A 26,864-nucleotide genomic window follows, 5' to 3' on the forward strand; every position below is an offset into this window, starting at 1 on the left:
TTTGATGAAACCGACACCCGGCACCCTTTATATCGTTTCCGCGCCGTCCGGCGCCGGCAAGACCAGCCTGGTCAAGGCGCTGATCGACGCCGAAGCCGACATTCGCGTGTCGGTTTCCCACACCACCCGCGCCATGCGCCCGGGCGAAGCCGACGGCGTGAACTATCACTTCGTTGATCGGCCTACTTTCCAGGCGATGATCGAGCACGGGGATTTTCTCGAGCAAGCCGAGGTATTCGGCAACCTGTACGGCACGTCCAAAAGCCGGCTGCAACAAACGCTGGAAGCCGGCCAGGACCTGATTCTGGAAATCGACTGGCAAGGCGGTGAGCAGGTTCGCAAGCTGATCCCGGGTACACGTTCGATCTTCATCCTGCCGCCATCGCTGCAAGCCCTTCGTCAGCGGCTGACCAACCGCGGCCAGGACAGTGACGACATCATCGATGGCCGCATGCGTGAAGCGGTGAACGAGATGCGCCACTACGTTGAGTATGACTACCTGGTGATCAACGACGATTTCGCCACGGCGCTGGGCGACTTGCGCGCGATCTTCCGCGCCAATCGGCTGAGCCAGGGCCTGCAACAAAGCCGCCACGCCGCACTGCTGCAAGGCCTGCTAGGCTGAAGCGGCGACCGCGGCAGACCAACGGCAAGAGAAATGTTGGCTGACGGAGCGGTTCCTCTTCCATTAAGGCTGGTGATTTTTTAAACTGCCTAGTCCGCTACCCCGCTCCGGCGGGCGCTCACTGTTTATGCAAGAGGAAGACCATGGCCCGCGTGACCGTTGAAGACTGCCTGGAACATGTCGATAACCGCTTCGAGCTGGTCATGCTCGCCACCAAGCGCTCCCGTCAGCTGGCAACCGGCGGCAAGGAGCCCAAAGTGGGTTGGGAAAACGACAAGCCTACCGTGGTAGCCCTGCGCGAGATCGCCGCTGGCCTGATTGATTACGATGTAATCGCTGAGGCAGAGATCGTCGATGAAGAGCCGCTGTTCACTGCGTTCGAGGACGAGGCCAACGAGGCCGTCTAACCCCATGCCCTGTCGACTCACCGCGGCGAAGACGCCAATCTGGCGGGAGGTTCCTCCTTGCCAGGCATAGACGTTCTTGCCGAGCGCTTGTCGACCTATCTCGGCAAGGACCAGGTCAATCTGGTCCGCCGGGCATATTATTACGCCGAACAGGCTCACGACGGTCAGCGCCGCCGTAGCGGTGAGCCCTATGTTACCCACCCGCTCGCGGTGGCGAACATTCTTGCCGACATGCACATGGACCATCAAAGCCTGATGGCCGCCATGCTTCATGACGTGATCGAAGACACCGGTATCGCCAAGGAAGCGCTCTGCGCACAGTTTGGCGAAACCGTGGCCGAACTGGTCGATGGCGTCAGCAAGCTGACCCAGATGAACTTCGAGACCAAAGCCGAGGCTCAGGCAGAAAACTTCCAGAAAATGGCCATGGCCATGGCGCGCGATATTCGCGTGATTCTGGTGAAGCTGGCTGATCGGCTGCACAACATGCGCACCCTCGAAGTGTTGTCCGGCGAGAAGCGCCGCCGCATTGCCAAGGAAACCCTGGAAATCTACGCACCCATCGCCAACCGGCTGGGCATGCACAACGTGCGCGTAGAGTTCGAAGACCTTGGCTTCCAGGCCATGCACCCAATGCGCTCGGAGCGTATCCACCAGGCGGTGAAGCGCGCGCGGGGCAACCGCAAGGAACTGGTCGCCAAGATCGAACAGTCCCTGGCCAACTGCCTGGCGGTAGACGGCATCGAAGGCGATGTGAGCGGCCGTCAGAAGCATCTCTACGGGATCTACAAGAAGATGCGCGGCAAGCGTCGCGCCTTCAACGAGATCATGGACGTGTACGCGTTCCGCATCGTGGTGGACAAGGTAGACACCTGCTACCGCGTGCTGGGTGCCGTTCACAACCTGTACAAGCCGCTGCCGGGCCGCTTCAAGGACTATATCGCCATCCCCAAGGCCAACGGTTATCAGTCCCTGCACACCACGCTGTTCGGCATGCACGGCGTGCCTATCGAAATCCAGATTCGCACCCGTGAAATGGAAGAGATGGCCAACAACGGCATCGCCGCACATTGGCTGTATAAATCCAACGACGACGAGGTGCCGAAAAGCACCCATGCGCGCGCGCGTCAGTGGGTCAAGGGTGTGCTGGAGCTGCAACAACGCGCCGGCAACTCGCTGGAATTCATCGAGAGCGTGAAGATCGACCTCTTCCCGGACGAGGTCTACGTGTTCACGCCCAAGGGCAAGATCATGGAGCTGCCCAAAGGCTCCACGGCGGTGGACTTCGCCTATGCGGTGCATACCGATGTGGGCAACAGCTGCATTGCCTGCCGTATCAATCGCCGCCTGGCCCCGCTTTCGGAGCCTTTGCAAAGTGGCTCCACGGTCGAAATCGTTAGCGCACCCGGCGCCCGGCCCAACCCCGCGTGGCTGAACTTCGTGGTCACAGGCAAGGCGCGCACGCACATTCGCCATGCGCTCAAGCTGCAGCGCCGGTCCGAATCGGTAAGCCTGGGCGAGCGGCTGCTGAACAAGGTGCTGAACAGCTTCGATGCATCGCTCGATGGCATCCCGGCCGAGCGTATCCAACACCTGCTTGCGGAGTACCGCCTGGAAGTCATCGAAGACTTGCTCGAAGACATCGGGCTGGGCAACCGCATGGCTTATGTGGTGGCACGTCGGCTGCTGGCCTCGGACGGCGAGGCTTCGCCAAATCACGAAAGCCCGTTGGCCATTCGCGGTACCGAAGGGCTGGTGCTGAGCTACGCCAAGTGCTGCACGCCGATCCCGGGCGACCCTATCGTGGGTCACCTGTCTGCGGGCAAAGGCATGGTGGTGCATCTGGAGAACTGCCGAAACATCAGCGAAGTGCGGCACAACCCTGAAAAATGCATCCAGCTGGCCTGGGCCAAGGACGTGAGCGGCGAGTTCAATGTTGAATTGAGGGTGGAACTCGAGCACCAGCGAGGCCTGATTGCCTTGCTCGCCAGCAGCGTCAATGCCGCCGATGGCAACATCGAGAAGATCAGCATGGACGAGCGCGACGGTCGCACCAGCGTGGTCCACCTGATGGTAAGCGTGCATGACCGCGTGCATCTCGCTCGGGTCATCCGCAAACTGCGCGCGCTCAATGGCGTGATCCGAATCACGCGCATGCGAGCCTAGGCCATCGCCGGGCTCGATGCGCAACGGCTACTACAACAAGGAGTTTGCAATGACCAAGAGCGTCATCCATAGCGACAAAGCCCCCGCCGCCATCGGCACCTATTCCCAGGCCATCAAGGCCGGCAACACCGTCTACATGTCGGGGCAGATCCCTCTCGATCCCGCCACCATGGAGCTCGTGGAAGGCTTCGAAGCACAGACCGTGCAAGTGTTCGAGAACCTCAAATCCGTTGCCGAGGCGGCGGGCGGTTCGTTCAAGGACATCGTGAAACTGAACATCTTCCTCACCGACCTGAGCAACTTCGCCACGGTCAACGAAGTGATGGGCCGTTACTTCCAGCAGCCTTACCCAGCCCGTGCCGCGATTGGCGTTGCCGCGCTGCCAAAAGGCTCCCAGGTAGAAATGGACGCCATCCTGGTTCTCGAATGAGGCCGTGACGGCGCAGCCCCCATGGGCGCGCCGTCCTCACACTCCAAGGACTCTCCATGCGCACCCTGTTTCTGGCGATCCCCGCCCTGGCCATGCTGCTGGGCGGTTGCGCCAGCCATCCCGCCGATGCTGGCGGCACCTGGATCAACGAGGACGCCATCGAAGCCGCCGTCAAGGGCGGCAACCTGCGCCAGGCCTTGCTTGGCATGGGCCCCACGCTCGAATGGCAGATCGACTCGGCCGCCGGCAAGGCAACCTCCAGCAATGGTTTTGAAGTGGCCGAAGGCAGCCTGACGCCCACTGACAAGGCCCAGTGGCGAGTGGACTTCTACGGCAACGGTGCGGAATCGCTTGCCCTGGATGGCGACGAACTGCTGCAGGCCTCCAGCGACAGCGCCGCCGAGCAGACCTTCAAGCGGGTAGATCCTGCAACGCCTCAGCTCCCGCCAGGGGGCGCCTTCGAGCATCGCCTGTACGAAGCCTATATGGGGGGCGAGTGGACGGTCAGCGAAGGTGAAGGATTGGGTGCCAAGGTGCACTTCCTGCCCGACGGCCATGTCGACGGCTTGCCCGGCATGGACCGTTACGCCTTGTGCCTGGGTGGTGACTGCGCGGCCATGAGCGGCGCCTTCGATAGCATCTGGCTGCAGAGCGGCCCTCAGGGTGCGGCTTATATCCTCCAGCGGGGCAAGGACCAGCTGGAGATCTATCAGGCCGCGAACCAGGCCGCAGCGGATGAGATGCCCAGCCTGCGCCCTGGCCCGATTGCCTGGCGCCTTACGCGCTAGGCCCCAGCGGCTGTTGAAGCAGCGCCGCGTAGCCTTTGTGATAGTCGGGATAACGCGGCGCCCACCCGGTACTTCTGGCGAGGGCATTGCTGCATCGTTTGCTACCCGTGCGACGCATGGGCGCCGCTTCGGTCGCGACTTCAACCTGCAACTGCTCCCGCAGCCAGGCAAGCACCTCATGCAGCGGCGCCGGGTTGTCGTCCACGCCCAGGTAGCAGCCCGCCAGCGCTTTCCCCGCCCAGTCTGCCTGCAATAAATGCGCGATAAGCCCAGCGGCATCTTCGGCATGTATCCGGTTGCCATATTGCGGAGGATCTTCGGTCGCGTAATGGCCCTGCCGGGCCTGATTGATCAATCGCTCCCTGCCCGGGCCATAAATACCGGTCAACCGAACCACGGTAGCCGCTATACGGCTGGCGCCGGCAAGGCTTTCTGCTTCCAGCATGATCCGGCCGGCGTAACCGGTAGGGCAGGTATCCGACGCTTCATCGACCCACTCCCCCTCTGCCTGCCCATACACACTACTACTGGACACAAATACGAGCCTTCTTGGCGCCTGCGCGGTCTGCTCGACCCAGCTCATCACGTTGGCAAGCCCGTCCAGATACGCCCGGCGATACCCGGCTTCGTCGTGCTGGTCCGCGGCTACTGCATAAACGAGGTAGTCCGGGGCGAGTGCTTCCCAGCCGGCGGGGCAAGGCGCCAGGCTGAAATCCGCCTGAAGGCCGGGCAGCCCTGGTGGCAGCTTTCCCAGGTTGCGCCGTACGCCCGTGGCGTGCCAGCCGCTGCCTTGCAGCTGCAAGGCAAGCCTGCTGCCGACGTCTCCGCAACCGGCTATCACCACTCTGGGTATGCTCATGAACACCTCTATCTCGGCTTCGTTTGATGCGTCCGTGTGAAAAATCCGACGCAATCGCTTCTGCTATTAAGAATTACTTGCAATAATGGCGCACCATTTGTCCCGGCGCCCATCAGCCTGCATGGACCGCCACCTCCATTATTCAGGTTCGGCCAGCATGAATTCCACACAGTTCTCTGTTTCGCTCCCCTCGCTTCGCAGCATGTCGCGCGCCTGGTGCGCTTTCGCCCTGCTGCTCGTCAGCCTGGCTGCGCCGGTCGCTTTCGCGGACACCACTGCCAGCCCGGCCGCACCGGTCACCACGGCGGCGCCCACTTCCGTCGAAGCTGCTTCGCCCAGCCAAGCGCTGGTCGCCGAAGACGCTCCGAATATCGAAGACCCTGCCCTGAACCTGGGCCATGACTTGTCGCCATGGGGCATGTATCAAAACGCCGATATGGTGGTGAAAGCCGTCATGATCGGGCTCGCCATCGCCTCCATCATCACGTGGACGCTGTGGATCGCCAAAGGCCTGGAAGTACTGAACGCCAAGCGCCGCCTGCGCCGCGAAATCGAAGTGCTCAAGCGCGCCGCCACGTTGAAGGCAGCGAGCGATGCGACCAACCAGCCCGGAACGTTGGCTCACCTGCTGGTGCAGGACGCGATGGAAGAATTGCAATTGTCCGCCAATGCCCGTGACAAGGACGGCATCAAGGAGCGCGTGAGCTTCCGTCTTGAGCGCCTGGTTGCCGCCTGCGGCCGCAAAATGAGCAGCGGTACCGGCGTATTGGCAACCATCGGCTCTACTGCTCCGTTCGTGGGCCTGTTCGGTACCGTCTGGGGCATCATGAACAGCTTCATCGGTATCGCCAAAACCCAGACCACCAACCTGGCGGTCGTCGCACCCGGCATCGCCGAAGCATTGCTGGCGACTGCCTTGGGCCTGGTGGCGGCTATTCCGGCGGTGGTTATCTACAACGTGTTCGCGCGTTCCATCACCGGCTACAAGGCACAGGTTGCCGACGCCAGCGCACAGGTATTGCTGCTGGTAAGCCGGGACCTGGACCATCACCCGGTCGAGCGTGCCACCCAACCGCATTCCATGGTCAAAGCGGGTTAATCATGGGCCTGCATCTTAAGGAAGGCGCCGACGAGCTCGCCGAAAACCACGAGATCAACGTTACGCCGTTCATCGACGTGATGTTGGTTCTGCTCATCATCTTCATGGTCGCCGCGCCGCTGGCGACCGTTGATATCAAGGTAGACCTCCCGGCTTCCACGGCCAAGCCAGCGCCTCGGCCGGAAAAGCCGGTATTCCTCAGCGTGAAGGCCGACAAGCAGCTGTACCTGGGTGACGATGCAGTGGACCGTGCCACGCTGGGCCAGGTACTGGATGCCCGTACTCACGGCAAGAAAGACACAACGATCTTCTTCCAGGCCGACAAGGGCGTGGACTACGGCGACCTGATGGAAGTGATGGACGCCCTGCGTGGCGCCGGCTACTTGAAGGTCGGCCTGGTAGGCCTCGAGACGGCAGGCAAGCAATGATCGCAGCGAGTCGCCCTGTGCTAGATGTAGCGCGGTACGGAGGTAGCCTGGCATTGGTGCTGGCTATCCACGCGGTGGCGATCCTGGTCGCCCTCAACTGGAAAAGCACCGTCACGCCCCCTCCGCCGCCCCCGGCCATGATGATGGAGCTGGCCCCGCTTCCCGAGCCGCAGCCGCTTCCGCCGCCCGTGCCCGTGGTGCAGCCACCGCAGCCGGTGGAGGAGCCGCCACTGCCCAAGGTAGTGGAAGCGCCAAAGCCGGTGATCGAGCTGCCCAAGCCAAAACCCAAGCCCAAGCCGCAGCCACCCAAACCGCAGCCCAAGCCAGAACCGCCCAAGGAAACCCCGGTCGAGCAACCAGCGCAGCCAGCCTCCACGGCACCTGCCAAGGCACCGGCCCCTACCCCACCGCCACCGCCCGCGCCGGCGGCCAGCACCGCGCCCAGCTGGGAAAGCGAGGTATTAGGCCGGTTAGGACGGTTCAAGGAATATCCGCCAGCCGCACGTAGCCGGGGCACCGTGGGCCAAGTGATGGTGGAGTTCACAATGGACGGCCAGGGTCGCGTGCTGGATGCGAGTATCTTCACCAGCTCTGGCAGCAGCTTGCTCGACCGGGCGGCGTTGCGCGCCGTGAATCGTGCGCAGCCCTTGCCAATACCACCGGCAGACAAGTTGAGTAACGGAACGGTCAAGCTTAAAGCCCCTTTCAACTTCAGCCTTACTCACTGAGGTTCTGATACAAGGTCGCGTATTCGATAACGTGCGTCTATCGACTGCAGCCGCTATGCTGGGGCCGCAACTTCATGGACGCCCGTTATGACCCTTACAGAATTACGCTACATCGTGACCCTCGCCCAGGAGCAGCATTTCGGCCACGCCGCCGAACGCTGTCATGTGAGCCAGCCCACATTGTCGGTGGGGGTGAAAAAACTCGAAGACGAACTCGGCGTACTGATCTTCGAGCGCAGTAAAAGCGCTGTGCGCCTTACCCCGGTAGGGGAAAGCATCGTTGCCCAGGCGCAGAAAGTGCTCGAGCAGGCGCAGGGCATCCGTGAACTGGCACAGGCAGGCAAAAACCAGCTCACCGCGCCCCTCAAGGTGGGCGCCATCTACACCGTTGGGCCTTATCTGTTCCCGCACCTCATTCCCCAGCTGCACCGGGTTGCCCCGCAGATGCCGCTGTACATCGAAGAGAACTTCACGCACCTGCTTCGCGACAAGCTGCGCAACGGCGAGCTCGACGCAGTGATCGTTGCGCTTCCGTTCAACGAAGCCGATGTGCTGACGCTGCCGCTGTACGACGAGCCCTTCCAGGTATTGATGCCCAGCGACCATCCGTGGACCCGCAAGGAAACCATCGACTCCGCCTTGCTCAACGACAAGAGCCTGCTGCTGCTTGGCGAGGGGCATTGCTTCCGCGATCAGGTGCTGGAAGCTTGCCCTACGCTGGGCAAAGGCGCTGACGCGGCGCGGCATACCACGGTGGAGTCCAGCTCCCTGGAGACCATTCGCCACATGGTCGCCTCCGGGCTCGGGGTATCGGTACTGCCGCTGTCCGCCGTGCATAGCCATCACTACGCCCCCGGCGTCATCGAGGTACGGCCCATGACCCCGCCCGCACCCTTCCGCACGGTGGCCATCGCCTGGCGCGCCAGCTTCCCACGGCCCAAGGCCATCGAGATCCTCGCCGACTCGATCCGCTTGTGCTCGGTGGTCAAGGCACCTGCGGCGAACACAAAAGCCGCGGTATGACCGAACTCGCCGGCGTGCCGGTCACGGCACTCAAGGGGGTGGGCGAAGCCATGGCGGAGAAGCTCGCCAGGGTGGGGCTCGAAACCGTACAGGATGTACTGTTCCACCTGCCCCTGCGTTATCAGGACCGCACGCGTGTGATCCCGATCGGTAGCCTGCGCCCTGGCCAGGACGCGGTGATCGAAGGCGTGGTGCGCGGCGCGGACGTGATGATGGGCAAGCGCCGCAGCCTGCTGGTGCGCCTGGGTGACGACACAGGCGTGGTCAGCCTGCGCTTCTACCATTTCAGCAACGCCCAGAAGGAAACACTCAAGCGCGGCACGCCGGTGCGGTGTTACGGCGAGGCTCGCCCCGGCGCCTCGGGGTTGGAAATCTACCATCCCGAATACCGCGCGCTCACCGGCGACGAGCCTGCACCCGTCGAGCAAACCCTCACCCCTATCTACCCGCTGACCGAGGGCCTGACCCAGCAACGCCTTCGTCAACTGTGTGTGCAAAGCCTGGCGATGCTAGGCCCCAACAGCCTGCCCGACTGGCTTCCCGAGGAGCTTGCGCGCGAGTACCGGCTAGGGGCTTTGGGCGATGCCATTCGCTATTTGCACCAGCCGCCCGCAGACGCCGATGTCGAAGAGCTTGCCCTGGGCCATCACTGGGCGCAGGAGCGCCTGATATTCGAAGAGTTGCTCACGCATCAGCTTTCACAACAACGGCTGCGTGAAAGCCTGCGCGCGCAGAAGGCTCCGCCGCTTCCCGCGCCGCGCACCTTGCCGGCCCGTTACCTGGCAAATCTGGGCTTCAGCCCTACGGGCGCACAGCAGCGGGTAGGAAAGGAAATCAGCTATGACCTGTCCCAGAACGCGCCGATGTTGCGCCTGGTGCAAGGCGATGTAGGCGCCGGTAAAACAGTGGTAGCAGCCCTTGCCGCGTTGCAAGCGATAGAGGCCGGCTACCAGGTCGCGCTCATGGCGCCCACCGAGATTCTGGCCGAGCAGCACTACATCAACTTTCAGCGCTGGTTCGAGCCGCTGGGGATCGAGGTCGCCTGGCTGGCTGGCAAGCTCAAAGGCAAGACCCGCCAGGGCGCGCTGGAGCGCATTGCCGCTGGCGCGCCGATGGTGGTGGGTACCCATGCGCTGTTCCAGCCTGAAGTTCGCTTTCATCGCCTTGCCCTGGCGATCATCGACGAACAGCACCGCTTCGGCGTCCAGCAACGTCTGGCGCTGCGACAGAAAGGTGTAGATGGGCGCCTGTGCCCGCATCAGCTGATCATGACTGCCACGCCTATTCCCCGCACGCTGGCCATGAGTGCGTACGCCGACCTGGACACTTCGGTGCTGGACGAACTGCCACCTGGCCGCACGCCGGTGAACACCGTGTTGGTGGCGGACAGCCGCCGTATCGAGGTGATCGAACGTGTTCGCGCCGCGTGCGCAGAGGGGCGGCAGGCGTATTGGGTATGCACACTGATCGAGGAATCCGAAGAGCTGACCTGCCAGGCGGCGGAAACGACCTTCGAGGAACTCACCAGCGCCCTGGGTGAGTTGCGTGTGGGCCTGGTGCACGGCCGAATGAAGCCAGCAGAAAAGGCAGAGGTGATGGCCCGGTTCAAACAGGGCGAACTGCAGCTGCTGGTTGCCACTACGGTAATCGAAGTGGGGGTGGACGTGCCCAATGCCAGCCTGATGATCATCGAGAACCCGGAGCGCCTTGGGCTGGCCCAGCTGCATCAATTGCGCGGGCGGGTTGGCCGGGGCAGTACCGCTAGCCATTGCGTGCTGTTATACCACCCGCCCCTGTCCTTCATCGGCCGCGAACGGCTTGGGATCATGCGTGAAACCAACGACGGCTTCGTGATCGCGGAGAAGGACCTGGAGCTGCGGGGGCCCGGTGAAATGCTGGGTACTCGGCAAACCGGCCTGCTACAGTTCAAGGTGGCTGACCTGATGCGGGACGCGCATTTGCTGCCGGCGGTAAGGGATGCCGCCCAGCAACTTATCGCCCGCTGGCCCAACCATGTGAATCCGCTCCTCGAGCGCTGGTTGCGCCACGGGCAGCAATATGGCCAAGTATGAGGCCATAACTCCTTAATCTGCCCGCATTATTCCCGAAGCTGGGTATACTGGCGCTTTGTAAACGTTCGGATACAGCCATGACTGAAGTTGCCCTGGAAGTAGCAACACCGCACGCCCCCGATGCCATCCAGCAGCTGTTGCGCGCTCACAGCATCGATTACCGGGAAGTGATCGAATCGCCTCTGCTGAACCCTGCTCGACAGGTACAGGCAGTATTGCTCGGCGATGCGGTTGGCCTACTTCTGGTGCTGCTGCGCAAGGATCAGCTTCTGGACCTTACGCGCCTGGCCGAGATCTACGGCCGCACCCTTACGGCCGTACCGCTGGAAAAACTCAAACGCCTGCTCGACCCCCTCAACCTGGGTGAGCTGCCGGGTATCCCACTGGCGGTGAGTGCGCCTTGCGTTTACGACGAACGGCTGCTGGACATCGAGTATGTCCTGGTCGCTTCGGGCCAGCCTGGAATTCTTCTCGAAATTTCCACGGACCAGAATCAGTTCCGCAAGGCGCTGGCCAACGCCAGCTCCGCCCGCTTTGGCGAAGACGTCGCCAAACCGGTGGTCCAGCCACTCTCCGGTTCGCTAAGTGTAATTTCCAAGGGTGTGCAGGCATTTACTGCGCGCCGCATTCAACAGCGCCTCGAAGACACTATCGAGATTCCACCGCTGGCGACTACGGCGCAGAAAATCATCAAGCTGCGGGTTGATCCGGATGCCAGCACCGATGACGTGACCGGTGTGGTCGAAACCGATCCAGCCCTCGCGGCGCAGGTCGTGAGCTGGGCGGCTTCGCCCTACTACGGCTCGGTAGGCAAGATCCGCTCCGTCGAAGATGCAATCGTGCGGGTGCTGGGGTTCGATCTGGTGATCAACCTGGCCCTGGGTCTGGCATTGGGCAAAACCCTCACCCTGCCCAAGGACAAGCCCCAGCACGCTACGCCCTATTGGCAGCAGTCGCTCTATACCGCAGCGGTCGTTGAAGGCCTTACCCGGGCCATGCCGCGTGCACAGCGGCCCGAGGCCGGGCTTACCTACCTGGGCGGCCTGTTGCACAACTTCGGCTACCTGCTGCTGGCGCATGTCTTCCCGCCACATTTCTCGCTGGTGTGCCGCCACCTCGAAGTGAACCCCCACCTGCCCCACGCCTATGTCGAGCAGCACTTGCTCGGGATAAGCCGTGAGCAGGTAGGTGCCTGGCTGATGAAGCACTGGGATATGCCCGAGGAACTGGTCACTGCGCTGCAGTATCAGAACGACGCCAGCTATGATGGCGAGCACTCGGCTTATGCCAACCTTGTGTGCCTGGCGGTGCGCTTGTTGCGTGCTCGCGGCAAAGGCTTCGAGGTAGAGGAAGATATCCCGGACGCCTTGCTGGAGCGGCTTGATATCACCCGCGAGAAAGCCAACGAGGTGGTCACCAAGGTGCTGGATGCCGAGCAACTGCTACGTGAGCTCGCCCAGCAATTCGGTCAGGGCTAGGGTCGGGCAGCAGGGTTCCGTTCCTGAAAGCAGGCCGCAACGCGCGGCCTGTCGATAAGCGTGCTGGCAGCTATGCCGGCTTAGCCGATGCTCTCGCGCAGCCCTTTGCCTGGCTTGAAAGCGACCGTGTTGCTGGCTCGGATTTTCACGGGTTCGCCCGTTTGCGGATTCTTGCCTGTGCGGGCGCCGCGGTGGCGTTTTTCGAAAGTCCCGAAGCCAACGAGGGTCACATTGCCCTTGTTCACAGCCTGGGTAATTTGCTCAAGTAATACGTTGAGGACGTGATTAGCCTGGTCCCGGGTGAGATCAGCCTTGTCGGCGATAGCCTGGGCGAGTTCAGGTTTGCGCATGAGTGATGCCTCTTTGCAGTTTTTTGTTTTTATGTCCGGCTGGGTAGGCCCGTGCCGAATGCGCACGTGGACCCCTATCCACGGCTGACTGGTCGAGAATGGCACGCCCAGCGCACCCGCGCCAGTGGTGCGAAGGGCTTTATTATGGGACTTCGAGCTGATTCCGACGGATCGGATGGCTTATCGGCCATCCACCGTCAGGGTTAACTGCGGTTTCAAACGATCTCGATCATTTCGAAGTCGGTTTTGCCTACGCCGCAGTCCGGGCACAGCCAATCTTCAGGGACGTCTTCCCAGCGGGTACCCGGCGCCAGGTCCTCTTCCGGGCAACCGGCTGCTTCGTCGTAAATGAAACCACACACCACACACTGCCACTTCTTCATTGAACCCCCTCATCGTTATGCTATTGCCCGGCATGCCAGGGCGCCCGGCCATTCATGCTAAGCTTCATGACCTGCCAACCGCCATGCCTCTTGAACCGTGCCGCCTACTGCTCCGCTTTGCCCTCTCGCCTGGTCGAACGCCATCGAACCCGCCAACGCGCTGCTCGAAGACTGGCTGTTCGACGCCGGCTCGCTCACTCGCCGCCTCACTCGCCTTTCCGCTGACAGCTTCACGGTTGTTCCTGTCAGCGAAGGCTGGGCCGAGCTGCGGGAAGATGAATGCCTTGCCCTCTGCCTTTCACCCAATGCCATGGGCTGGGTACGGGAAGTCTACCTCAGCGGCCACGGCAGGCCATGGGTGTATGCACGCAGCGTGGCCGGGCAACAGGCACTCAAGCAAGACGGTTTCCCTCTCGCTGCGCTGGGCTCGCGCTCACTCGGCGAGTTACTGTTCGTGAATGGCGGTTTTACCCGAGGCGCCATCGAAGCAGGGCGTTATCCGGCCGCCTGGTTGCCCGTCGACGTAACCGGTGAAGCGCCATGGGCCCGGAGGTCACGCTTTGACCGCGGCGCACTGGGTATTCTGGTCACCGAAGTATTCCTGCCTGAATTCTGGGCCGCATTGCCCGGCTCCACGGAGGCTCTCTGATGTACCTGGCCCTGCTTCGTTCGCTGAACCGTGTTCATCCACGCGCCTGGGACTTCATTCAGCTCAGCCGAATGGACAAGCCCATCGGGATCTACCTGCTGCTGTGGCCAACCTTGTGGGCGCTCTGGATCGCCGGCCAGGGCAGCCCCTCGGCGAGCAATGTCGCCGTTTTCGTGGTGGGCGTGATCCTGATGCGCGCGGCTGGCTGCGTGGTCAACGACTTTGCCGATCGCAAGGTGGATGGCCATGTTCGACGCACCGAGCAACGGCCTCTGGTAAGCGGCAGGGTCAGGGGCCGCGAAGCGTTGGTGTTCTTTGCGGTGTTGCTGAGCCTCAGCTTTGCGCTGGTGCTCTGTACCAATGCCGCCACCGTGTGGTTGTCTGTGGGGGGGCTGGTGCTTGCGGCAAGCTACCCGTTCATGAAGCGCTACACCTACTACCCCCAGGTTGTACTGGGGGCCGCGTTTTCCTGGGGCATGCCCATGGCCTTCACGGCTGAAACAGGCCATGTGCCCGCGGCCGCCTGGGGGCTTTATCTGGCGAACCTGCTGTGGACCGTCGGCTATGACACCTACTACGCCATGACGGACAGGGAAGATGACCTGCGGATAGGCGTCAAATCCACGGCCATCCTGTTCGGCAATTCGGATCGGTTGATCATCGGCATCCTTCAAGGGCTGGCTATCGTGTGCCTGCTGCTCACTGGGGATCGCTTCGGGCTAGGCGGGTGGTTCCATGCCGGGCTCGCGGTTGCCGTCGGATGTTTTGTCTGGGAAGCCTGGCACACCCGCAAACGGGAGCGGATGGCCTGCTTCGAAGCCTTTCTACATAATCACTGGGCAGGTTTGGCTATCTTCGTCGGCATCGTCCTGGACTACGCCTTGCGCTAGCCTTGGCGGCTTTCTGCGGGGGCGTCGAAAGCACGCTAAAGCTTCAGCGCGGTACCCATAACTTGCTACCCTTCCCCTGACTGTCATGTGACTGCAATATTTCCGTTATCTAATGCAGCGCAATATCCAGGACAGGCTCGAGGGTAAACCATGGTTGGCAAAAGCATTCTCATCGTCGACGACGAAGCGCCCATTCGCGAGATGATCGCCGTCGCGCTGGAAATGGCCGGCTATGATTGCCTCGAAGCCGAGAACAGCCAGCAGGCGCATGCAGTAATCGTGGACCGCAAGCCAGACCTTATCCTGCTGGACTGGATGCTTCCAGGTACCTCGGGGATCGAACTGGCGCGTCGGCTCAAGCGGGACGAACTCACTGCCGCTACGCCTATCATCATGCTCACCGCCAAAGGTGAGGAAGACAACAAGATCCAGGGCCTGGAAGTGGGAGCGGATGACTACATCACCAAGCCTTTCTCGCCACGGGAACTGGTAGCGCGCCTCAAGGCCGTGCTGCGCCGGGCGGGCGCCACTGACAACGAAACGCCCATTGAAGTCGGTGGCCTGTTGCTCGACCCTATCGGTCATCGAGTGACTATCGACGGCAAACCGGCGGACATGGGCCCCACCGAATACCGCTTGTTGCAGTTCTTCATGACTCACCAGGAGCGCGCCTACACACGCGGCCAGCTGCTCGATCAGGTGTGGGGCGGGAACGTGTATGTCGAGGAGCGCACGGTGGACGTACATATCCGCCGGCTGCGCAAAGCCTTGGGTGAGGCCTACGAGAACCTGGTGCAGACCGTGCGCGGAACGGGGTATCGGTTTTCCACCAAGGGCTGAGCCGCTCGGCATGCGAAAGGATTGATCGCTAATTGAACCGAAACTGGCACGGCGTGCTTCTCCGCCATTTGCTGCTGTTGATTGGCGCCTGCCTGATCCTGGGCCTGCTGACCGGCCACTACGGCCTGTGCCTGGCCTTGGGCCTGGGCGGCTATCTGGCTAACACACTGCGCCACCTGCTGCGCCTTCAGCACTGGCTGCGCCATCAGCAGCCCGATGAACCTCCCCCCGAAGGAGACGGGTTATGGGGCGATGTGTTCGACAATATCTATAACCTCCAGCGCAAGGATAGCCGCGCCCGGGCACGGCTTCAGGGTGTGATAGACCGCGTTCAGGAGTCCACCGCAGCCTTGCGCGACGCCGTTATCATGCTGGACAGTGACGGCAACCTTGAGTGGTGGAACCCGGCGGCCGATACGCTGCTGGGCCTCAAAACCCCACAGGACGGCGGCCAGCCAATCACCAACCTGGTACGCCACCCACGGTTCAAGGAGTACTTCGAGGCGGAACAGTACGCCGAGCCGCTGGAAATGCCGTCGCCACTGAACGACCGGCTGCGCCTGCAGTTCATGGTTACCCGCTACGGGAACAACGAACACCTGATGGTTGTGCGCGACGTGACGCGCATTCATCAGCTGGAGCAGATGCGCAAGGACTTCATCGCCAATGTCTCCCACGAGCTGCGTACGCCGCTGACAGTGATCACCGGCTACCTGGAAACCTTGCTCGACAACGCCGGGCACCTGAACCCGAGATGGTTACGGGCGCTGCAGCAGATGCAGCAGCAAGGCAGCCGCATGCAGACACTGCTCAATGACCTGCTGCTGCTGGCCAAGCTCGAAGCCACGGACTACCCCTCCGATAGCTACCCGGTGGACGTGCGCGCCATGCTGCAAAGCATTGTCAACGATGCTACCGCCCTCTCCGGCGAACGCCACCATCAGGTGACGCTGGAAGCGCCTTCGGGCCTGTGTATGAAGGGCAGTGAACCAGAGTTGCGCAGCGCGTTCTCGAACCTTGTGTTCAATGGCGTGAAATACACCCCTGATAACGGCCGTGTGCATGTACGCTGGTGGCAGGACGAAACCGGCCTGCATCTGAGCGTGCAGGATTCGGGTATCGGTATCGAGCCCAAGCATATCTCGCGGCTTACCGAACGGTTCTATCGCGTGGACTCCAGCCGCAGCTCCAGCACTGGCGGCACTGGCCTGGGCCTGGCGATCGTCAAACATGTACTGCTTCGCCATAAAGGTAGCCTGGACATCGCAAGCATTCCGGGCAAGGGCAGTACGTTCATCTGCCACTTTCCGCAGGCGCTCTGGGTGCAGTCAACGGCGGCCGACAGCACCTTTGCATAACCGGCTGGAAGAACCCTGCTACGGTTTGCTACTGGCCAATCGTGGCACTACTCGCTAAATTGCTTCATTCGCGCCCCTGGATGGCGCTATCCCCTAACCAGCACGGATTTCACACGTCTCCCAATGGACCCTTCCCCTGCGTTAACGCTGTCTACCCTCTTCGCCGACTTCGGCATGATTCTTTTCGCGCTATTCCTGGTTCTGCTCAACGGCTTCTTCGTTGCCGCCGAGTTCGCCATGGTGAAATTGCGCTCCACACGCGTCGAGTCCATCGCGGAAAAGGAAGGCTGGCGCGGCAAGATCCTGCGTACGGTGCATAGCCAGCTCGACGCCTACCTTTCGGCCTGTCAGCTGGGTATCACCCTCGCCTCGCTTGGCCTCGGGTGGGTGGGCGAGCCTGCGTTCGCGCACCTGCTCGAGCCCCTGCTGGCGGCGGTTGGCGTGCAATCGGCGGAAGTTATCAAAGGGGCGTCGTTCTTTACCGCGTTCTTCGTGATCTCGTACCTGCACATCGTGGTCGGTGAGCTCGCACCCAAGTCCTGGGCCATTCGCAAGCCCGAATTGCTTTCGCTGTGGACGGCCGTCCCGCTGTATCTGTTCTATTGGGCCATGTACCCGGCTATCTGGCTATTGAACGCCAGCGCCAACGGCATCCTGAGGATCGCCGGCCAGGGCGAGCCCGGCCCTCATCACGAACACCACTACAGCCGCGAGGAACTCAAGCTTATCCTGCACTCCAGCCGCGGCCAGGATCCGAGCGACCAGGGCATGCGCGTTCTGGCCTCCGCCGTCGAGATGGGTGAGCTGGAAGTAGTGGACTGGGCCAATTCCCGGGAAGACCTTATCGTGCTCGAACACGGGGCGCCCCTGAAGGAAATCCTGGCGACGTTCAGGCGGCACAAATACAGCCGCTACCCTGTGTACGACAGTGAACGCGGCGAGTTCGTGGGCCTGTTGCACATCAAGGACCTGCTGCTGGAACTGGCGGCGCTGGACCACGTTCCCGCCTCGTTCAACCTCACCGAACTCACACGGCCGCTGGAGCGTGTATCACGACACATGCCGCTGGCCGAGCTGCTGGAGCAGTTCCGTACCGGCGCCGCGCATTTTGCGCTGGTGGAAGAAGCGGACGGCAAGGTGATCGGCTACCTCACCATGGAGGACGTACTGGAAGTGCTGGTGGGCGACATCCAGGACGAGCACCGCAAGGCAGAGCGCGGTGTGCTGGCGTATCAACCGGGCAAGCTGCTGGTGCGTGGCGACACGCCGCTGTTCAAGGTCGAACGCCTGCTGGGCGTGGACCTGGACCACATCGAGGCGGAAACCCTGGCAGGGCTGGTGTATGACAGCCTGAAGCGGGTACCGGAGGATGAGGAAGTGATCGAGGTGGAAGGGCTGCGCATCATCATCAAGAAAATGAAGGGCCCCAAGATCGTGCTCGCCAAGGTGTTGAAGCTGACTTAACGGTTGCCTACCGCGAAATTCGGCAGGCTTTGCAATGGCCTGTCGAACTCGTAGGGGATGGACTCCAGGCCCAGGCCGGTATTGCGCTGCACCACGAAATGCAAGTGCGGCCCGGTACTGTTGCCGGTATTTCCAGAGCGTGCCAGCGGCGAGCCTACGGCGACCTTGTCACCCTCGCGCACCACTACCGACCCTTGCATCAGGTGCAGGTAAACGCTCATGGTGCCGTCATCGTGCAATACCCGCACAAAATTGCCCGAGGCCTCGGCCCCTCCCGCCCCTTGGCTGTTCTCTACCTTGATTACAGTACCCGCGCGCGCCGCCACGATAGGCGTGCCTTCAGGCATGGCAATGTCGATGGCGTAGCGCCCGCGTGGGCCTGTGTGGCTGAAGCGCCCGTTGGCGCCCTGGCTGATCCGGAAAGGGCCACCCAGCCATGGGAAGGGGTAACGGTACGCCCGGGGGCTGGTCGAAGGGTCACCCAGGGCGTAGCGGAACTCCGGGCTGCCTGTGATCGGCTTGCCCGGCCTGGCCGGTGAAACGGTAGCGAGGACCAGCGAGGACCGTGGCGGCACCGTCCGGCTGATACTGCGGGGCAAGGTGCCTGCGGCGTTGCCAATGGCGCCAAGGCGTAGCTCGACCTGTACCGGAGCGTACAGGTCGTTGCGCGCTTCATAGGTGACCTTGCCGTCCGCACGGCGAGTATCAAGGCGAACCTGCGCGGCCAGCGATTCCACCATGCGGTCCTGGAATACCAGGCGCTTGGCGCCCGGAGTGATGCGATCCGTGTAATTGACCACGCCGTTGGCATCGGTGAACTTGTAGATCGCAGAGGCGTGAACCTGGCCGACGGCACCCAGTAGTGGCACGCAGAGCAGCCAACCCAATGCCGCCTTTTGCATGGGTCAGGCGCCCGGGACGAAGTGCTTCTGTACGGTGCCGCGGGCAATCAGCCGCGAGACGTAATCCAGCTTCTGCGCATCCTGGTCCACGAAGCGGAACGTAAGCTGCAGCCATTCGCTGTCTGGCTTCGGCTCCATGGCGACAACAGCATGCAGGTACCCGTTGAGCCGGGCCACTTCGTTATCGCCCTGCTCCAGGTCCAGCACCGCTTGCTCCAACACCTGAGGCAGCGTATCGGTACGCTTGACTACCACCAGGGCCTCCTTGAGGCTGAGGGCCTTGATCACGCAGGCCATGTTCCCGCCATTGGCCAAGCGTAGCTGGCCCTGCCCACGCCCGCCCACAGACGCTGCCGCCGGACGTGCAGCCGGAGCTGGCGCTGGCCTGGCTGCCGCAGGGGCGACCGGTGCCGCCGCAGGAGCGCCTTCCGGCCGGTTACTGGTGAGCGCCGCAAGCGAATCGTTGGCAAACGCCGAGGCATTCGGACGCGACCCCGGCCCGCTCATCAAGGCGTCCAGCTTGCCGGCCCGGTGAAGGGCTTTCTTTACCTTGGTGAGCAACTGCTCATTGGTGAAGGGCTTGCCGACGTAGTCGGAAACACCTGCCTGGATCGCCTGGATAACGTTTTCTTTATCACCCCGGCTGGTGACCATGATGAAAGGAACTGTCTTGGTACTCTCTTGCTCCCGGCACCAGGTCAGTAATTCCAGGCCGGTCATCTCGGGCATTTCCCAGTCGCAAAGGATCAGATCGAAGGGGTCCTTGGCCAACATCGCCTGAGCCTTGCGGCCGTTGACGGCATCCTCGATCTGCATGCCGGGAAAGGCATTGCGCAAACATTTTTTTACCAGATCGCGGATGAAAGGCGCGTCATCCACTACCAGAACACTGACCTTGGCCATTAAGGACTCCTGAAATTCATCCGGACAGCATAGCGTGCGCCACCGTGGCCACACCTACCCGGACCTCGCACCCGCCAGGCGGACGCCAAAAAATCTGCTGCCAGTATGAACGAAAACGCCCGGCACAGGCCGGGCGTCGATACTCGGGCAAACCTACTTATCGTCAGCCCGTGGAGAAACATTAGCGCGTTCGGCGTTACGGCGAACTTCTTCTTTCATGCGCTCGAGCCCGAGGTGGCGAACATCGGTGCCCTGAACCAGGTAGATCACCAGCTCGGCAATATTACGCGCATGGTCACCGATCCGCTCCAGCGAGCGCAGCGCCCAGATCACATTGAGCACGCGAGAGATGGAACGTGGGTCTTCCATCATGTAGGTCACCAGCTCGCGCAGGGCCGTCTTGTATTCGCGGTCGATGGTCTTGTCGTACTGCGCCACCGACAGCGCCAGGTCTGCGTCGAAGCGGGCGAACGCATCCAGCGCGTCACGCACCATTTTCAGTACCTGGTCGCCAATGTGGCGTACTTCCACGTAACCACGAGGCGACTCACCTTCCTCGCACAGCTGAATGGCCCGTCTGGCGATCTTCGTGGACTCGTCCCCGATGCGCTCCAGGTCGATCACCGATTTGGAAATACTGATGATCAAGCGCAGATCCGAGGCGGCAGGTTGGCGGCGGGCCAGAATGCGCAGGCATTCCTCGTCGATGTTGCGCTCCATCTGGTTGATTTCATCATCCAGGTCACGTACCTGCTGGGCGAGGCCGGAGTCAGCTTCGATCAGCGCGCTTACCGCATCGTTGACCTGCTTTTCCACAAGCCCACCCATGGCCAGCAAGTGGCTGCGCACTTCTTCCAACTCGGCATTGAACTGCTGGGATATGTGATGATTCAGGCTCATTTTATCAATCATGGGTCAGGCTCCTGGATACCGGTGGTGGTTGGCGACAGCGTGGGTGCGTACGGGTGCGGCGGCTTGATCAGCCATAGCGACCGGTGATGTAGTCTTCGGTCTGCCTCTTTTTCGGGTTAGTAAACATGCGATCGGTGTCGCCGAACTCGACCAGCCTGCCCATGTGCATGAATGCGGTGTAATCCGATACGCGGGCGGCCTGTTGCATGTTGTGGGTCACGATGACAATGGTGAACCGGGTTTTCAGCTCGTAGATGAGCTCCTCCACCTTGAGCGTGGAAATCGGGTCGAGCGCCGAGCACGGCTCGTCGAGCAACAGCACCGCCGGTTCTACCGCGATGGTGCGCGCGATCACCAGGCGCTGCTGCTGGCCACCCGACAAGCCCAGCGCCGATTCATGCAAGCGGTCCTTCACCTCATCCCACAGTGCCGCGCCCCGCAGGGCCCACTCCACCGCATCGTCAAGCACGCGTTTCTTCTTCACGCCCTGGATACGCAAGCCATACACCACGTTCTCGTAGATGGTCTTGGGGAAGGGGTTGGGCTTCTGGAACACCATCCCCACCCGCCGACGAAGTTCGGCGACATCCAGGCCCCGGCGATAGATATCATCGCCGTACACCTTGACCGTGCCTTCCACCCGGCAATCATCCACTAGGTCGTTCATGCGATTGAACGTGCGCAACAGGGTTGACTTGCCACAGCCGGAAGGGCCGATGAAAGAGGTCACACGCCGCTGAGGAATGCTCAAGGCCACATCGAACAGGGCCTGCTGCCGGCCGTAGTACAAGTTGAGCCCCGCGACGTCGATGGCGACCTCTTCGGGCACCACGGTAAGGCCCGGCTTCTTGCGGCCCAGGGCGCCCATGTCTAGGCCCCGGCCGGGTGTGTGTTGCTGCATGCAGGCTCCATACGCTAGTGAACGGGACATCAGCGGGCTGGCCGCGCTTGGATCAGGTGTCGAGCGATCGGTATTTCTCTCGCAAATGGTTGCGAATCGCCACGGCCGACAGGTTCAGCAGTGCAATCACCAGCACCAGCAACAAGGCCGTGGCGTATACCAGAGGCCGCGCGGCTTCGATGTTCGGGCTCTGGAACCCCACGTCATAGATATGGAAGCCCAGGTGCATGATCTTCTGGTCCAGGTGTACGTAGGGATAGTTGCCGTCCACCGGCAAGGCAGGCGCCAGCTTCACGACACCTACCAGCATCAATGGCGCCACTTCCCCTGCGGCCCGCGCGATCGCCAGTATCAACCCCGTCATGATCGCGGGGCTGGCCATGGGAAGCACAATTTTCCAGAGGGTTTCGGCCTTTGTGGCGCCCAGGGCCAGCGAACCCTCGCGCAGGGAGCGAGGTATGCGCGCCAGGCCTTCTTCAGTGGCGACGATGACTACCGGCACCGCCAGCAACGCCAGGGTCAAGGATGCCCACAGCAGCCCCGGCGTGCCCAGCGTGGGGGCCGGCAGTGCCTCGCGGAACAATAACTGGTCCAGCGAGCCACCGAGCACATACACGAAAAAGCCTAGCCCGAACACGCCATAGACAATCGCCGGTACGCCGGCAAGGTTGTTCACGGCAATCCGGATCAAGCGGGTCATCCACCCCTGGCGCGCGTACTCACGCAAATAAACAGCGGCAAGTACCCCGAAAGGCGTAACTACAACAGCCATCAGCAGGGTCATCATCACCGTCCCGAAGATGGCCGGAAAAACGCCCCCCTCGGTATTCGCCTCACGCGGGCCAGTGCTGAGGAATTCCCACAGCTTGTCGATATACACCCGAGCTTTTTCGAGGAGCCCCATAGCGTTGGGACGCCAGGCATGGAGCACATTACCCAGGTTGACCTCAAGTTCATGCCCCTGGGCATCGGCCATGGTGAGGCTGTCCCGAGCGGCGGCGCGTCGAAGCTCGTCAAGGTGCGCTTCCAGGCCTTGGTAGCGGGCCGTCAGCGCGCTGCGCTCTGTTGCGAGGTCTGCCTGGCTGGCGGCGTCAAGGCGCCCGTCCAATTCAAGCTTGCGCGCCTGAAGCCGCAGTTGCTCCAACGCATGGTTGATCCCGCCAACATCGCTTTGCTCTACGTGTTCCAACTGCTCGCTGATAGCAGCCGCCCTGGCAAGGCGCGACTGCAGTTGGCTCCACGCCTCTGGCCCCTCGGCCACCACGCGCCCGCCTTCCTTCACGTTTAGCAGGTGGCCGTAGAAATTCCCCCACTCCCGCCGTTCCAGCACCACCGCCTCGGCGGGATAGGCACGGAAGGTCAGCCACTCCCCCACTACCCAATTGAAATCGCTGGTACCCAGGTCCCGGTTGCCCGACTTGAGCAGCACTCGGGTAATCAGGGTTGCGCTACCCTCGGCCAACGGCAATCCAGCCTCGCGCAGCCGCGGGAGAGGCGCCTGTTCCTCTTGTACGATTTCCCCCATCACGCTGACGGGAGCTTGGCCGGGTACTTCGTAGGTAGCCTGGAGAATATCGGCAGGCCAGAAGTGGCCCAGCCCTCGGACGGCAATCAAGGCCAGCAAGCCGATGGTCATGATAACCGCCACAGAAACCGCCCCAGCGCTAAGCCACACGCCTGGCGCACCGCTGCGTAGCCAGCCCATCGGGGTAGCCTTGTGTACTGTCGTGTTAGCGCTCACAGGGAGGAGTACTGCTTGCGCAAGCGCTGGCGGATCAGTTCTGCCAACGTGTTCATGATGAAGGTGAACAGCAACAGCACCAGGGCCGCAAGGAACAACACACGGTAGTGGCTGCTGCCGACTTCGGATTCCGGCATCTCGATCGCTACGTTCGCTGCCAGCGTGCGCATGCCTTCGAACAGGTTCATGTCCATGATAGGGGTGTTGCCGGTAGCCATGAGCACGATCATGGTTTCGCCTACCGCGCGCCCCATGCCGATCATCAGTGCTGAAAATATCCCGGGGCTGGCGGTCAGCAGCACCACTCGCACGAGGGTTTGCCACGGCGTGGCGCCCAGCGCCAGCGAGCCGAAACTGAGGCTGCGGGGTACGCTGAACACGGCATCTTCGGCAATGGAATAGATGTTGGGGATGACCGCAAAGCCCATGGCGATACCTACCACCAAGGCATTGCGCTGGTCGAAGTCGATGCCAAGGTCCAGGCTCAACCACTGCCGCATATCGCCATTGAACAAGCACTGTTCAAGCCAGGGGCTGAGGTACAACGAGCTGCCCCCCAGCAGTAGTATCACCGGTATCAGCAAGGCACTTTCCCATCCTTCGGGCACCTTGAGCCTGACGTCGGCCGGCAGGCGGCTCCATAGCAGCCCGAACAGGAGTATTCCCAGCGGGGTAATCAGGAGAAGGCTGAAGACGCCAGGCAAGTGGCTTTCCAGGAACGGCGCCAGGAACAGGCCGGCAAAAAACCCCAGAATGACGGTCGGCAGGGCCTCCATCAGTTCGATCACTGGCTTGACCTTGCGGCGCATCGCCGGTGCCATGAAGTAGGCGGTATAAATGGCAGCGGCCACCGCCAGCGGCGCCGCCAGCAGCATCGCGTAGAACGCTGCCTTGAAGGTGCCGAAAGCGAGGGGGGCCAGGCTCAGCTTGGGCTCGAAATCCGAGTTCGATGCGGTGGACTGCCATACATAGTCGGGGCTGTCGTAATGCTCGTACCACACCTTGTCCCACAGCGCGCTCCAGGACACTTCCGGGTGCGGATTATCCAGCGTGAACCTGAGGAGCTGGCCGTTCGTTTCGAGCATCAGGCGGTTCGCGCGGGGAGAAAGCGCCAGCACGCCGCTCGCAGGCGCCACCTGGCGCACGAGAAGCGTACGGTGCGCTGTGCTATGGAAAACACCCAGTTGGCCTGTTTCATCGAGCGCTACGAAACCCTTGCGCCGCTGCTCGGTACGGATGCGACTGATCGGGGCTTTACCCAATTGAAAGTCGCGAATATGGCTCAGGCGGGCCTCCCCGTCCGCGCCCCGAGTCATGAACCACTGGCCCAGGCCGCCAGCCGAGCTGCCGATAAGCAGCGATACGCCCCCCACCAGCTGAGCACTGGCGGTTACCCTGTCGTCGGCGCTTTCCAGAAGCTTGTAGCGGCCGTTGAGCGTGCGGCTTTGCAAATCGAAGACATCGGCATAGGCGCGACCATTGATCACGTACAACCAGCGCTGAGCAGGGTCGAGGTAAATCGCCTGAACCGATTCGGTCAGCTGCGGCAGCGGGATGCGCGTTTGTGTTGGTGTGCCGCCCGGCCGCTCGCTGAGTGACAAGACCGTCAAGGTTGTGCCATCGGTGCCGGCAAGCATTGCGTCAGTATCGCTTGTGCTCAGGCTGATATGCCGCACAGGCGAGGCGTGCTCATCCAATGTAATGGGCGCGGGGCCATAGGGGTATTCCACCGCCGGGGTAATGGTTTTGTGATCGTCGGGCCAGGCTGTCTGGTACAGGTGCCTAAATACGAGCGCCTGGCCATTGGAAAGGCCTACCGCTACCAGCCCCTTGCCGGGCTGATCCTGGGCTATTGCAGTAATGCGGGTACCCATCGGCAAGGGCAGCGCTACCGTCCCGAGCACGGCGCCATCCACCGCGCTGAAGAACACCGCCGCGCCGTCCTCGGAAAGCCGCATCGCCACGCGGTTCTGCTCCTCCAATGTGAGCAGAACAGGCCGCCCCGCCGTGGACAGCCATGCAGGCGTCAGCGGATCCCTCACGGTCAGCGTCGCGCCTTTGAACAAGGGCGCAACCACATACGCCAGATAGAAGAAGATCAGGGTGATGGCGGCCAGCACGCCCAGGCCACCGACCCAGACGTAACCACGGGTAAAACGATCGACGAACGCACGCAGCCGGCGATGGCGTTGCATGGCTGGCGTATTGAAGTCGATGCGCGCCGAGGGCGTGCCAGGGTTTGCCTTGCTTACAGCCGGATCATTCATCCGCACACCCTAGCGGCGATATATGACAGAAACGTGACATCACGGTGACAGCATTGCCACAGCCTGATCGTGCTTCGCATGGCAATAATGACCACCGGTACCTCAATGTGTGGGTTAGTGAGCGCCATCGCCCAAGCCTACGCTTGCCAAGGCTTGCGCCGCGACGGTCGCAGGCAAGGGGATATAACCGTCCCGCGCCACCAGCTGCTGGCCACTGCGGGACAATATCAACTTCAGGAACTCCCCTTCCAGCGGTGGCAAGCGTCGGTTCGGTGGTTTGTTCACATACACGTAAAGGTAACGTGCCAGCGGGTAGCTGCCGTTGATGGCATTGGCTTCAGTGTCCTCTACAAAGGGACCACCGTCTGCCAGGGCCAATGGCACGGTACGCACGCTTGCGGTCTTGTAGCCAAACCCCGAATAGCCGATGCCGTTGAGCGAACTGCTGATCGCTTGCACCACCGATGCCGAACCCGGCTGTTCATTGACACCCGGTTTGAAATCGCCTTTGCACAGGGCCCGCTCCTTGAAATACCCGTACGTACCGGAAACCGAGTTACGTCCGAATAGCTGCAGAGGCTGGTTCACCAGCGTGCCGGTTTCGCCCAGATCCCCCCAGCGCCGCGCATCGGCACGGGCGCCACATAGGCGAGTGGACGAGAAGATGGCGTCCAACTGGGCTAGCGTAAGGCCCTTGATCGGGTTGTCCTTGTGCACGAACACGGCCAGCGCGTCGATAGCCACCGCAACCGCGGTTGGTTTGTAGCCGTATTTCTGCTCGAAGGCCTGCAGCTCAACGTCTTTCATCCGGCGGCTCATCGGGCCGAGGTTGGCAGTACCTTCGGTGAGCGCTGGCGGCGCGGTGGAAGACCCGGCCGCCTGAATCTGCACATTCACGCTGGGGTACGTGCGCCTGAACGCTTCTGCCCACAGGGCCATGAGGTTTGCCAACGTATCGGAGCCTACGCTGGTGAGGTTTCCGGAGACGCCCGCGGCCTTGTCATAGTTCGCAAGGCCGGGGTCCACCGTAAGGGGGCCAGGCGCTGGCGGTAACGCCGCGCCTGCAAACGGCGCAGCCAACAGGCAGATCATCACCGAAAGGCGCGGGAAGATCATAGGGATGCTCCGAGCGGCAGGACGCACGCAATCAAAGGCCGCCGTTGCAGGCAAAGGGCAGAGTGTAATTGCCAATTGTTACAGC

General features: G+C 62.0%; 26 protein-coding genes. 16 read left to right on the forward strand and 10 right to left on the reverse strand.

Going from position 1 to position 26,864, the window contains the following annotated elements:
• Nucleotides 1-4 precede the first annotated feature (4 nt).
• The 5 genes from gmk (at nucleotide 5) to AC3Z8Y_RS24095 (ending at nucleotide 4,416) form a co-directional block, all read left to right on the forward strand.
• Nucleotides 5-625 (forward strand): guanylate kinase, encoded by a 621-nt coding sequence (gmk, locus tag AC3Z8Y_RS24075; RefSeq protein WP_490087865.1) that lies wholly within the window; start codon nucleotides 5-7, stop codon nucleotides 623-625.
• A 143-nt stretch (nucleotides 626-768) separates the two neighbouring features.
• Nucleotides 769-1,032 (forward strand): DNA-directed RNA polymerase subunit omega, encoded by a 264-nt coding sequence (gene rpoZ / locus AC3Z8Y_RS24080; protein ID WP_168083447.1) that lies wholly within the window; start codon nucleotides 769-771, stop codon nucleotides 1,030-1,032.
• 57 nt (nucleotides 1,033-1,089) lie between these two features.
• Nucleotides 1,090-3,198 (forward strand): bifunctional GTP diphosphokinase/guanosine-3',5'-bis pyrophosphate 3'-pyrophosphohydrolase, encoded by a 2,109-nt coding sequence (gene spoT / locus AC3Z8Y_RS24085; protein WP_490087866.1) that lies wholly within the window; start codon nucleotides 1,090-1,092, stop codon nucleotides 3,196-3,198.
• Between the two features lie 49 nt (nucleotides 3,199-3,247).
• Nucleotides 3,248-3,628, forward strand: a complete 381-nt coding sequence (locus AC3Z8Y_RS24090; protein WP_181111109.1) for a RidA family protein — start codon at nucleotides 3,248-3,250, stop codon at nucleotides 3,626-3,628.
• A 56-nt stretch (nucleotides 3,629-3,684) separates the two neighbouring features.
• A complete protein-coding gene (locus tag AC3Z8Y_RS24095; protein ID WP_490087867.1) occupies nucleotides 3,685-4,416 on the forward strand; it encodes a hypothetical protein in 732 nt (243 codons plus the stop codon).
• Here AC3Z8Y_RS24095 and AC3Z8Y_RS24100 read toward each other — a convergent pair.
• Entirely contained in the window at nucleotides 4,406-5,275 is an 870-nt protein-coding gene (locus AC3Z8Y_RS24100; protein WP_490087868.1) for a sugar nucleotide-binding protein, read from the reverse strand. The two genes, AC3Z8Y_RS24095 and AC3Z8Y_RS24100, sit on opposite strands and share 11 nt — an antisense overlap.
• Nucleotides 5,276-5,432: 157 nt before the next feature.
• On the opposite strand from AC3Z8Y_RS24100, the gene exbB reads away from it, so the two are divergent.
• The 6 genes from exbB (at nucleotide 5,433) to AC3Z8Y_RS24130 (ending at nucleotide 12,103) form a co-directional block, all read left to right on the forward strand.
• Nucleotides 5,433-6,374, forward strand: coding sequence for a tonB-system energizer ExbB (gene exbB, locus AC3Z8Y_RS24105; protein WP_490087869.1), 942 nt, complete (start codon nucleotides 5,433-5,435; stop codon nucleotides 6,372-6,374).
• Between the two features lie 2 nt (nucleotides 6,375-6,376).
• Nucleotides 6,377-6,802, forward strand: a complete 426-nt coding sequence (gene exbD, locus AC3Z8Y_RS24110; RefSeq protein WP_181111113.1) for a TonB system transport protein ExbD — start codon at nucleotides 6,377-6,379, stop codon at nucleotides 6,800-6,802.
• Nucleotides 6,799-7,530, forward strand: a complete 732-nt coding sequence (locus AC3Z8Y_RS24115; RefSeq protein WP_490087870.1) for an energy transducer TonB family protein — start codon at nucleotides 6,799-6,801, stop codon at nucleotides 7,528-7,530. Before exbD ends, AC3Z8Y_RS24115 begins: the two co-directional genes overlap by 4 nt.
• Before the next feature lie 87 nt (nucleotides 7,531-7,617).
• A complete protein-coding gene (locus AC3Z8Y_RS24120; protein ID WP_181111115.1) occupies nucleotides 7,618-8,553 on the forward strand; it encodes a hydrogen peroxide-inducible genes activator in 936 nt (311 codons plus the stop codon).
• A complete protein-coding gene (recG, locus tag AC3Z8Y_RS24125) occupies nucleotides 8,550-10,625 on the forward strand; it encodes an ATP-dependent DNA helicase RecG (protein ID WP_490087871.1) in 2,076 nt (691 codons plus the stop codon). The genes AC3Z8Y_RS24120 and recG overlap by 4 nt, the downstream gene beginning before the upstream one ends.
• Before the next feature lie 77 nt (nucleotides 10,626-10,702).
• Nucleotides 10,703-12,103: an aminoacyl-tRNA deacylase and HDOD domain-containing protein gene (locus AC3Z8Y_RS24130; RefSeq protein WP_490087872.1), complete on the forward strand. Its 1,401-nt coding sequence runs from the start codon at nucleotides 10,703-10,705 to the stop codon at nucleotides 12,101-12,103.
• An 80-nt stretch (nucleotides 12,104-12,183) separates the two neighbouring features.
• On the opposite strand, the gene AC3Z8Y_RS24135 is transcribed toward AC3Z8Y_RS24130, so the two are convergent.
• Both AC3Z8Y_RS24135 and AC3Z8Y_RS24140 read right to left on the reverse strand, forming a co-directional pair.
• Nucleotides 12,184-12,453: an HU family DNA-binding protein gene (locus AC3Z8Y_RS24135; RefSeq protein WP_181111118.1), complete on the reverse strand. Its 270-nt coding sequence runs from the start codon at nucleotides 12,451-12,453 to the stop codon at nucleotides 12,184-12,186.
• 215 nt (nucleotides 12,454-12,668) lie between these two features.
• Nucleotides 12,669-12,836 (reverse strand): rubredoxin, encoded by a 168-nt coding sequence (locus tag AC3Z8Y_RS24140; RefSeq protein ID WP_490087873.1) that lies wholly within the window; start codon nucleotides 12,834-12,836, stop codon nucleotides 12,669-12,671.
• Nucleotides 12,837-12,933: 97 nt separating this feature from the next.
• Between AC3Z8Y_RS24140 and AC3Z8Y_RS24145 the strand changes: the two genes are divergently transcribed.
• The 5 genes from AC3Z8Y_RS24145 (at nucleotide 12,934) to AC3Z8Y_RS24165 (ending at nucleotide 18,037) form a co-directional block, all read left to right on the forward strand.
• On the forward strand, nucleotides 12,934-13,485 hold the full coding sequence (locus AC3Z8Y_RS24145; RefSeq protein ID WP_490087874.1) for a chorismate--pyruvate lyase family protein: 552 nt from the start codon (nucleotides 12,934-12,936) through the stop codon (nucleotides 13,483-13,485).
• On the forward strand, nucleotides 13,485-14,375 hold the full coding sequence (ubiA, locus tag AC3Z8Y_RS24150) for a 4-hydroxybenzoate octaprenyltransferase (RefSeq protein WP_490087875.1): 891 nt from the start codon (nucleotides 13,485-13,487) through the stop codon (nucleotides 14,373-14,375). Before AC3Z8Y_RS24145 ends, ubiA begins: the two co-directional genes overlap by 1 nt.
• A gap of 150 nt (nucleotides 14,376-14,525) precedes the next feature.
• Nucleotides 14,526-15,215 carry a phosphate regulon transcriptional regulator PhoB gene (gene phoB / locus AC3Z8Y_RS24155; protein WP_490087876.1) on the forward strand — a complete coding sequence of 230 codons (690 nt, stop codon included), beginning with the start codon at nucleotides 14,526-14,528 and terminating at the stop codon, nucleotides 15,213-15,215.
• 32 nt (nucleotides 15,216-15,247) lie between these two features.
• Nucleotides 15,248-16,573 (forward strand): phosphate regulon sensor histidine kinase PhoR, encoded by a 1,326-nt coding sequence (phoR, locus tag AC3Z8Y_RS24160; RefSeq protein WP_490087877.1) that lies wholly within the window; start codon nucleotides 15,248-15,250, stop codon nucleotides 16,571-16,573.
• A gap of 123 nt (nucleotides 16,574-16,696) precedes the next feature.
• Nucleotides 16,697-18,037 (forward strand): hemolysin family protein, encoded by a 1,341-nt coding sequence (locus AC3Z8Y_RS24165; RefSeq protein ID WP_490087878.1) that lies wholly within the window; start codon nucleotides 16,697-16,699, stop codon nucleotides 18,035-18,037.
• Here the strand turns inward: AC3Z8Y_RS24165 and AC3Z8Y_RS24170 are convergent.
• The 7 genes from AC3Z8Y_RS24170 to AC3Z8Y_RS24200 all read right to left on the reverse strand — a co-directional run bounded on the left by AC3Z8Y_RS24170 (nucleotide 18,034) and on the right by AC3Z8Y_RS24200 (nucleotide 26,779).
• Nucleotides 18,034-18,939, reverse strand: a complete 906-nt coding sequence (locus AC3Z8Y_RS24170) for a peptidoglycan DD-metalloendopeptidase family protein (protein ID WP_490087879.1) — start codon at nucleotides 18,937-18,939, stop codon at nucleotides 18,034-18,036. The two genes, AC3Z8Y_RS24165 and AC3Z8Y_RS24170, sit on opposite strands and share 4 nt — an antisense overlap.
• 3 nt (nucleotides 18,940-18,942) lie before the next feature.
• Nucleotides 18,943-19,842, reverse strand: a complete 900-nt coding sequence (locus AC3Z8Y_RS24175) for a response regulator (protein ID WP_490087880.1) — start codon at nucleotides 19,840-19,842, stop codon at nucleotides 18,943-18,945.
• Nucleotides 19,843-19,995: 153 nt separating this feature from the next.
• Nucleotides 19,996-20,754 carry a phosphate signaling complex protein PhoU gene (gene phoU / locus AC3Z8Y_RS24180; protein ID WP_181111127.1) on the reverse strand — a complete coding sequence of 253 codons (759 nt, stop codon included), beginning with the start codon at nucleotides 20,752-20,754 and terminating at the stop codon, nucleotides 19,996-19,998.
• Nucleotides 20,755-20,821: 67 nt separating this feature from the next.
• Nucleotides 20,822-21,655 (reverse strand): phosphate ABC transporter ATP-binding protein PstB, encoded by an 834-nt coding sequence (pstB, locus tag AC3Z8Y_RS24185; protein WP_490087881.1) that lies wholly within the window; start codon nucleotides 21,653-21,655, stop codon nucleotides 20,822-20,824.
• Nucleotides 21,656-21,707: 52 nt separating this feature from the next.
• Nucleotides 21,708-23,360: a phosphate ABC transporter permease PstA gene (gene pstA, locus AC3Z8Y_RS24190; RefSeq protein WP_490090080.1), complete on the reverse strand. Its 1,653-nt coding sequence runs from the start codon at nucleotides 23,358-23,360 to the stop codon at nucleotides 21,708-21,710.
• Between the two features lie 32 nt (nucleotides 23,361-23,392).
• Nucleotides 23,393-25,663, reverse strand: coding sequence for an ABC transporter permease subunit (locus AC3Z8Y_RS24195; protein WP_490087882.1), 2,271 nt, complete (start codon nucleotides 25,661-25,663; stop codon nucleotides 23,393-23,395).
• A gap of 114 nt (nucleotides 25,664-25,777) precedes the next feature.
• Complete coding sequence (locus AC3Z8Y_RS24200) at nucleotides 25,778-26,779, reverse strand: phosphate ABC transporter substrate-binding protein PstS family protein (RefSeq protein ID WP_490087883.1); 1,002 nt, start codon at nucleotides 26,777-26,779, stop codon at nucleotides 25,778-25,780.
• Nucleotides 26,780-26,864: the final 85 nt, after the last annotated feature.

Source organism: Pseudomonas sp. 3MAES_34.3B, assembly GCF_058145875.1.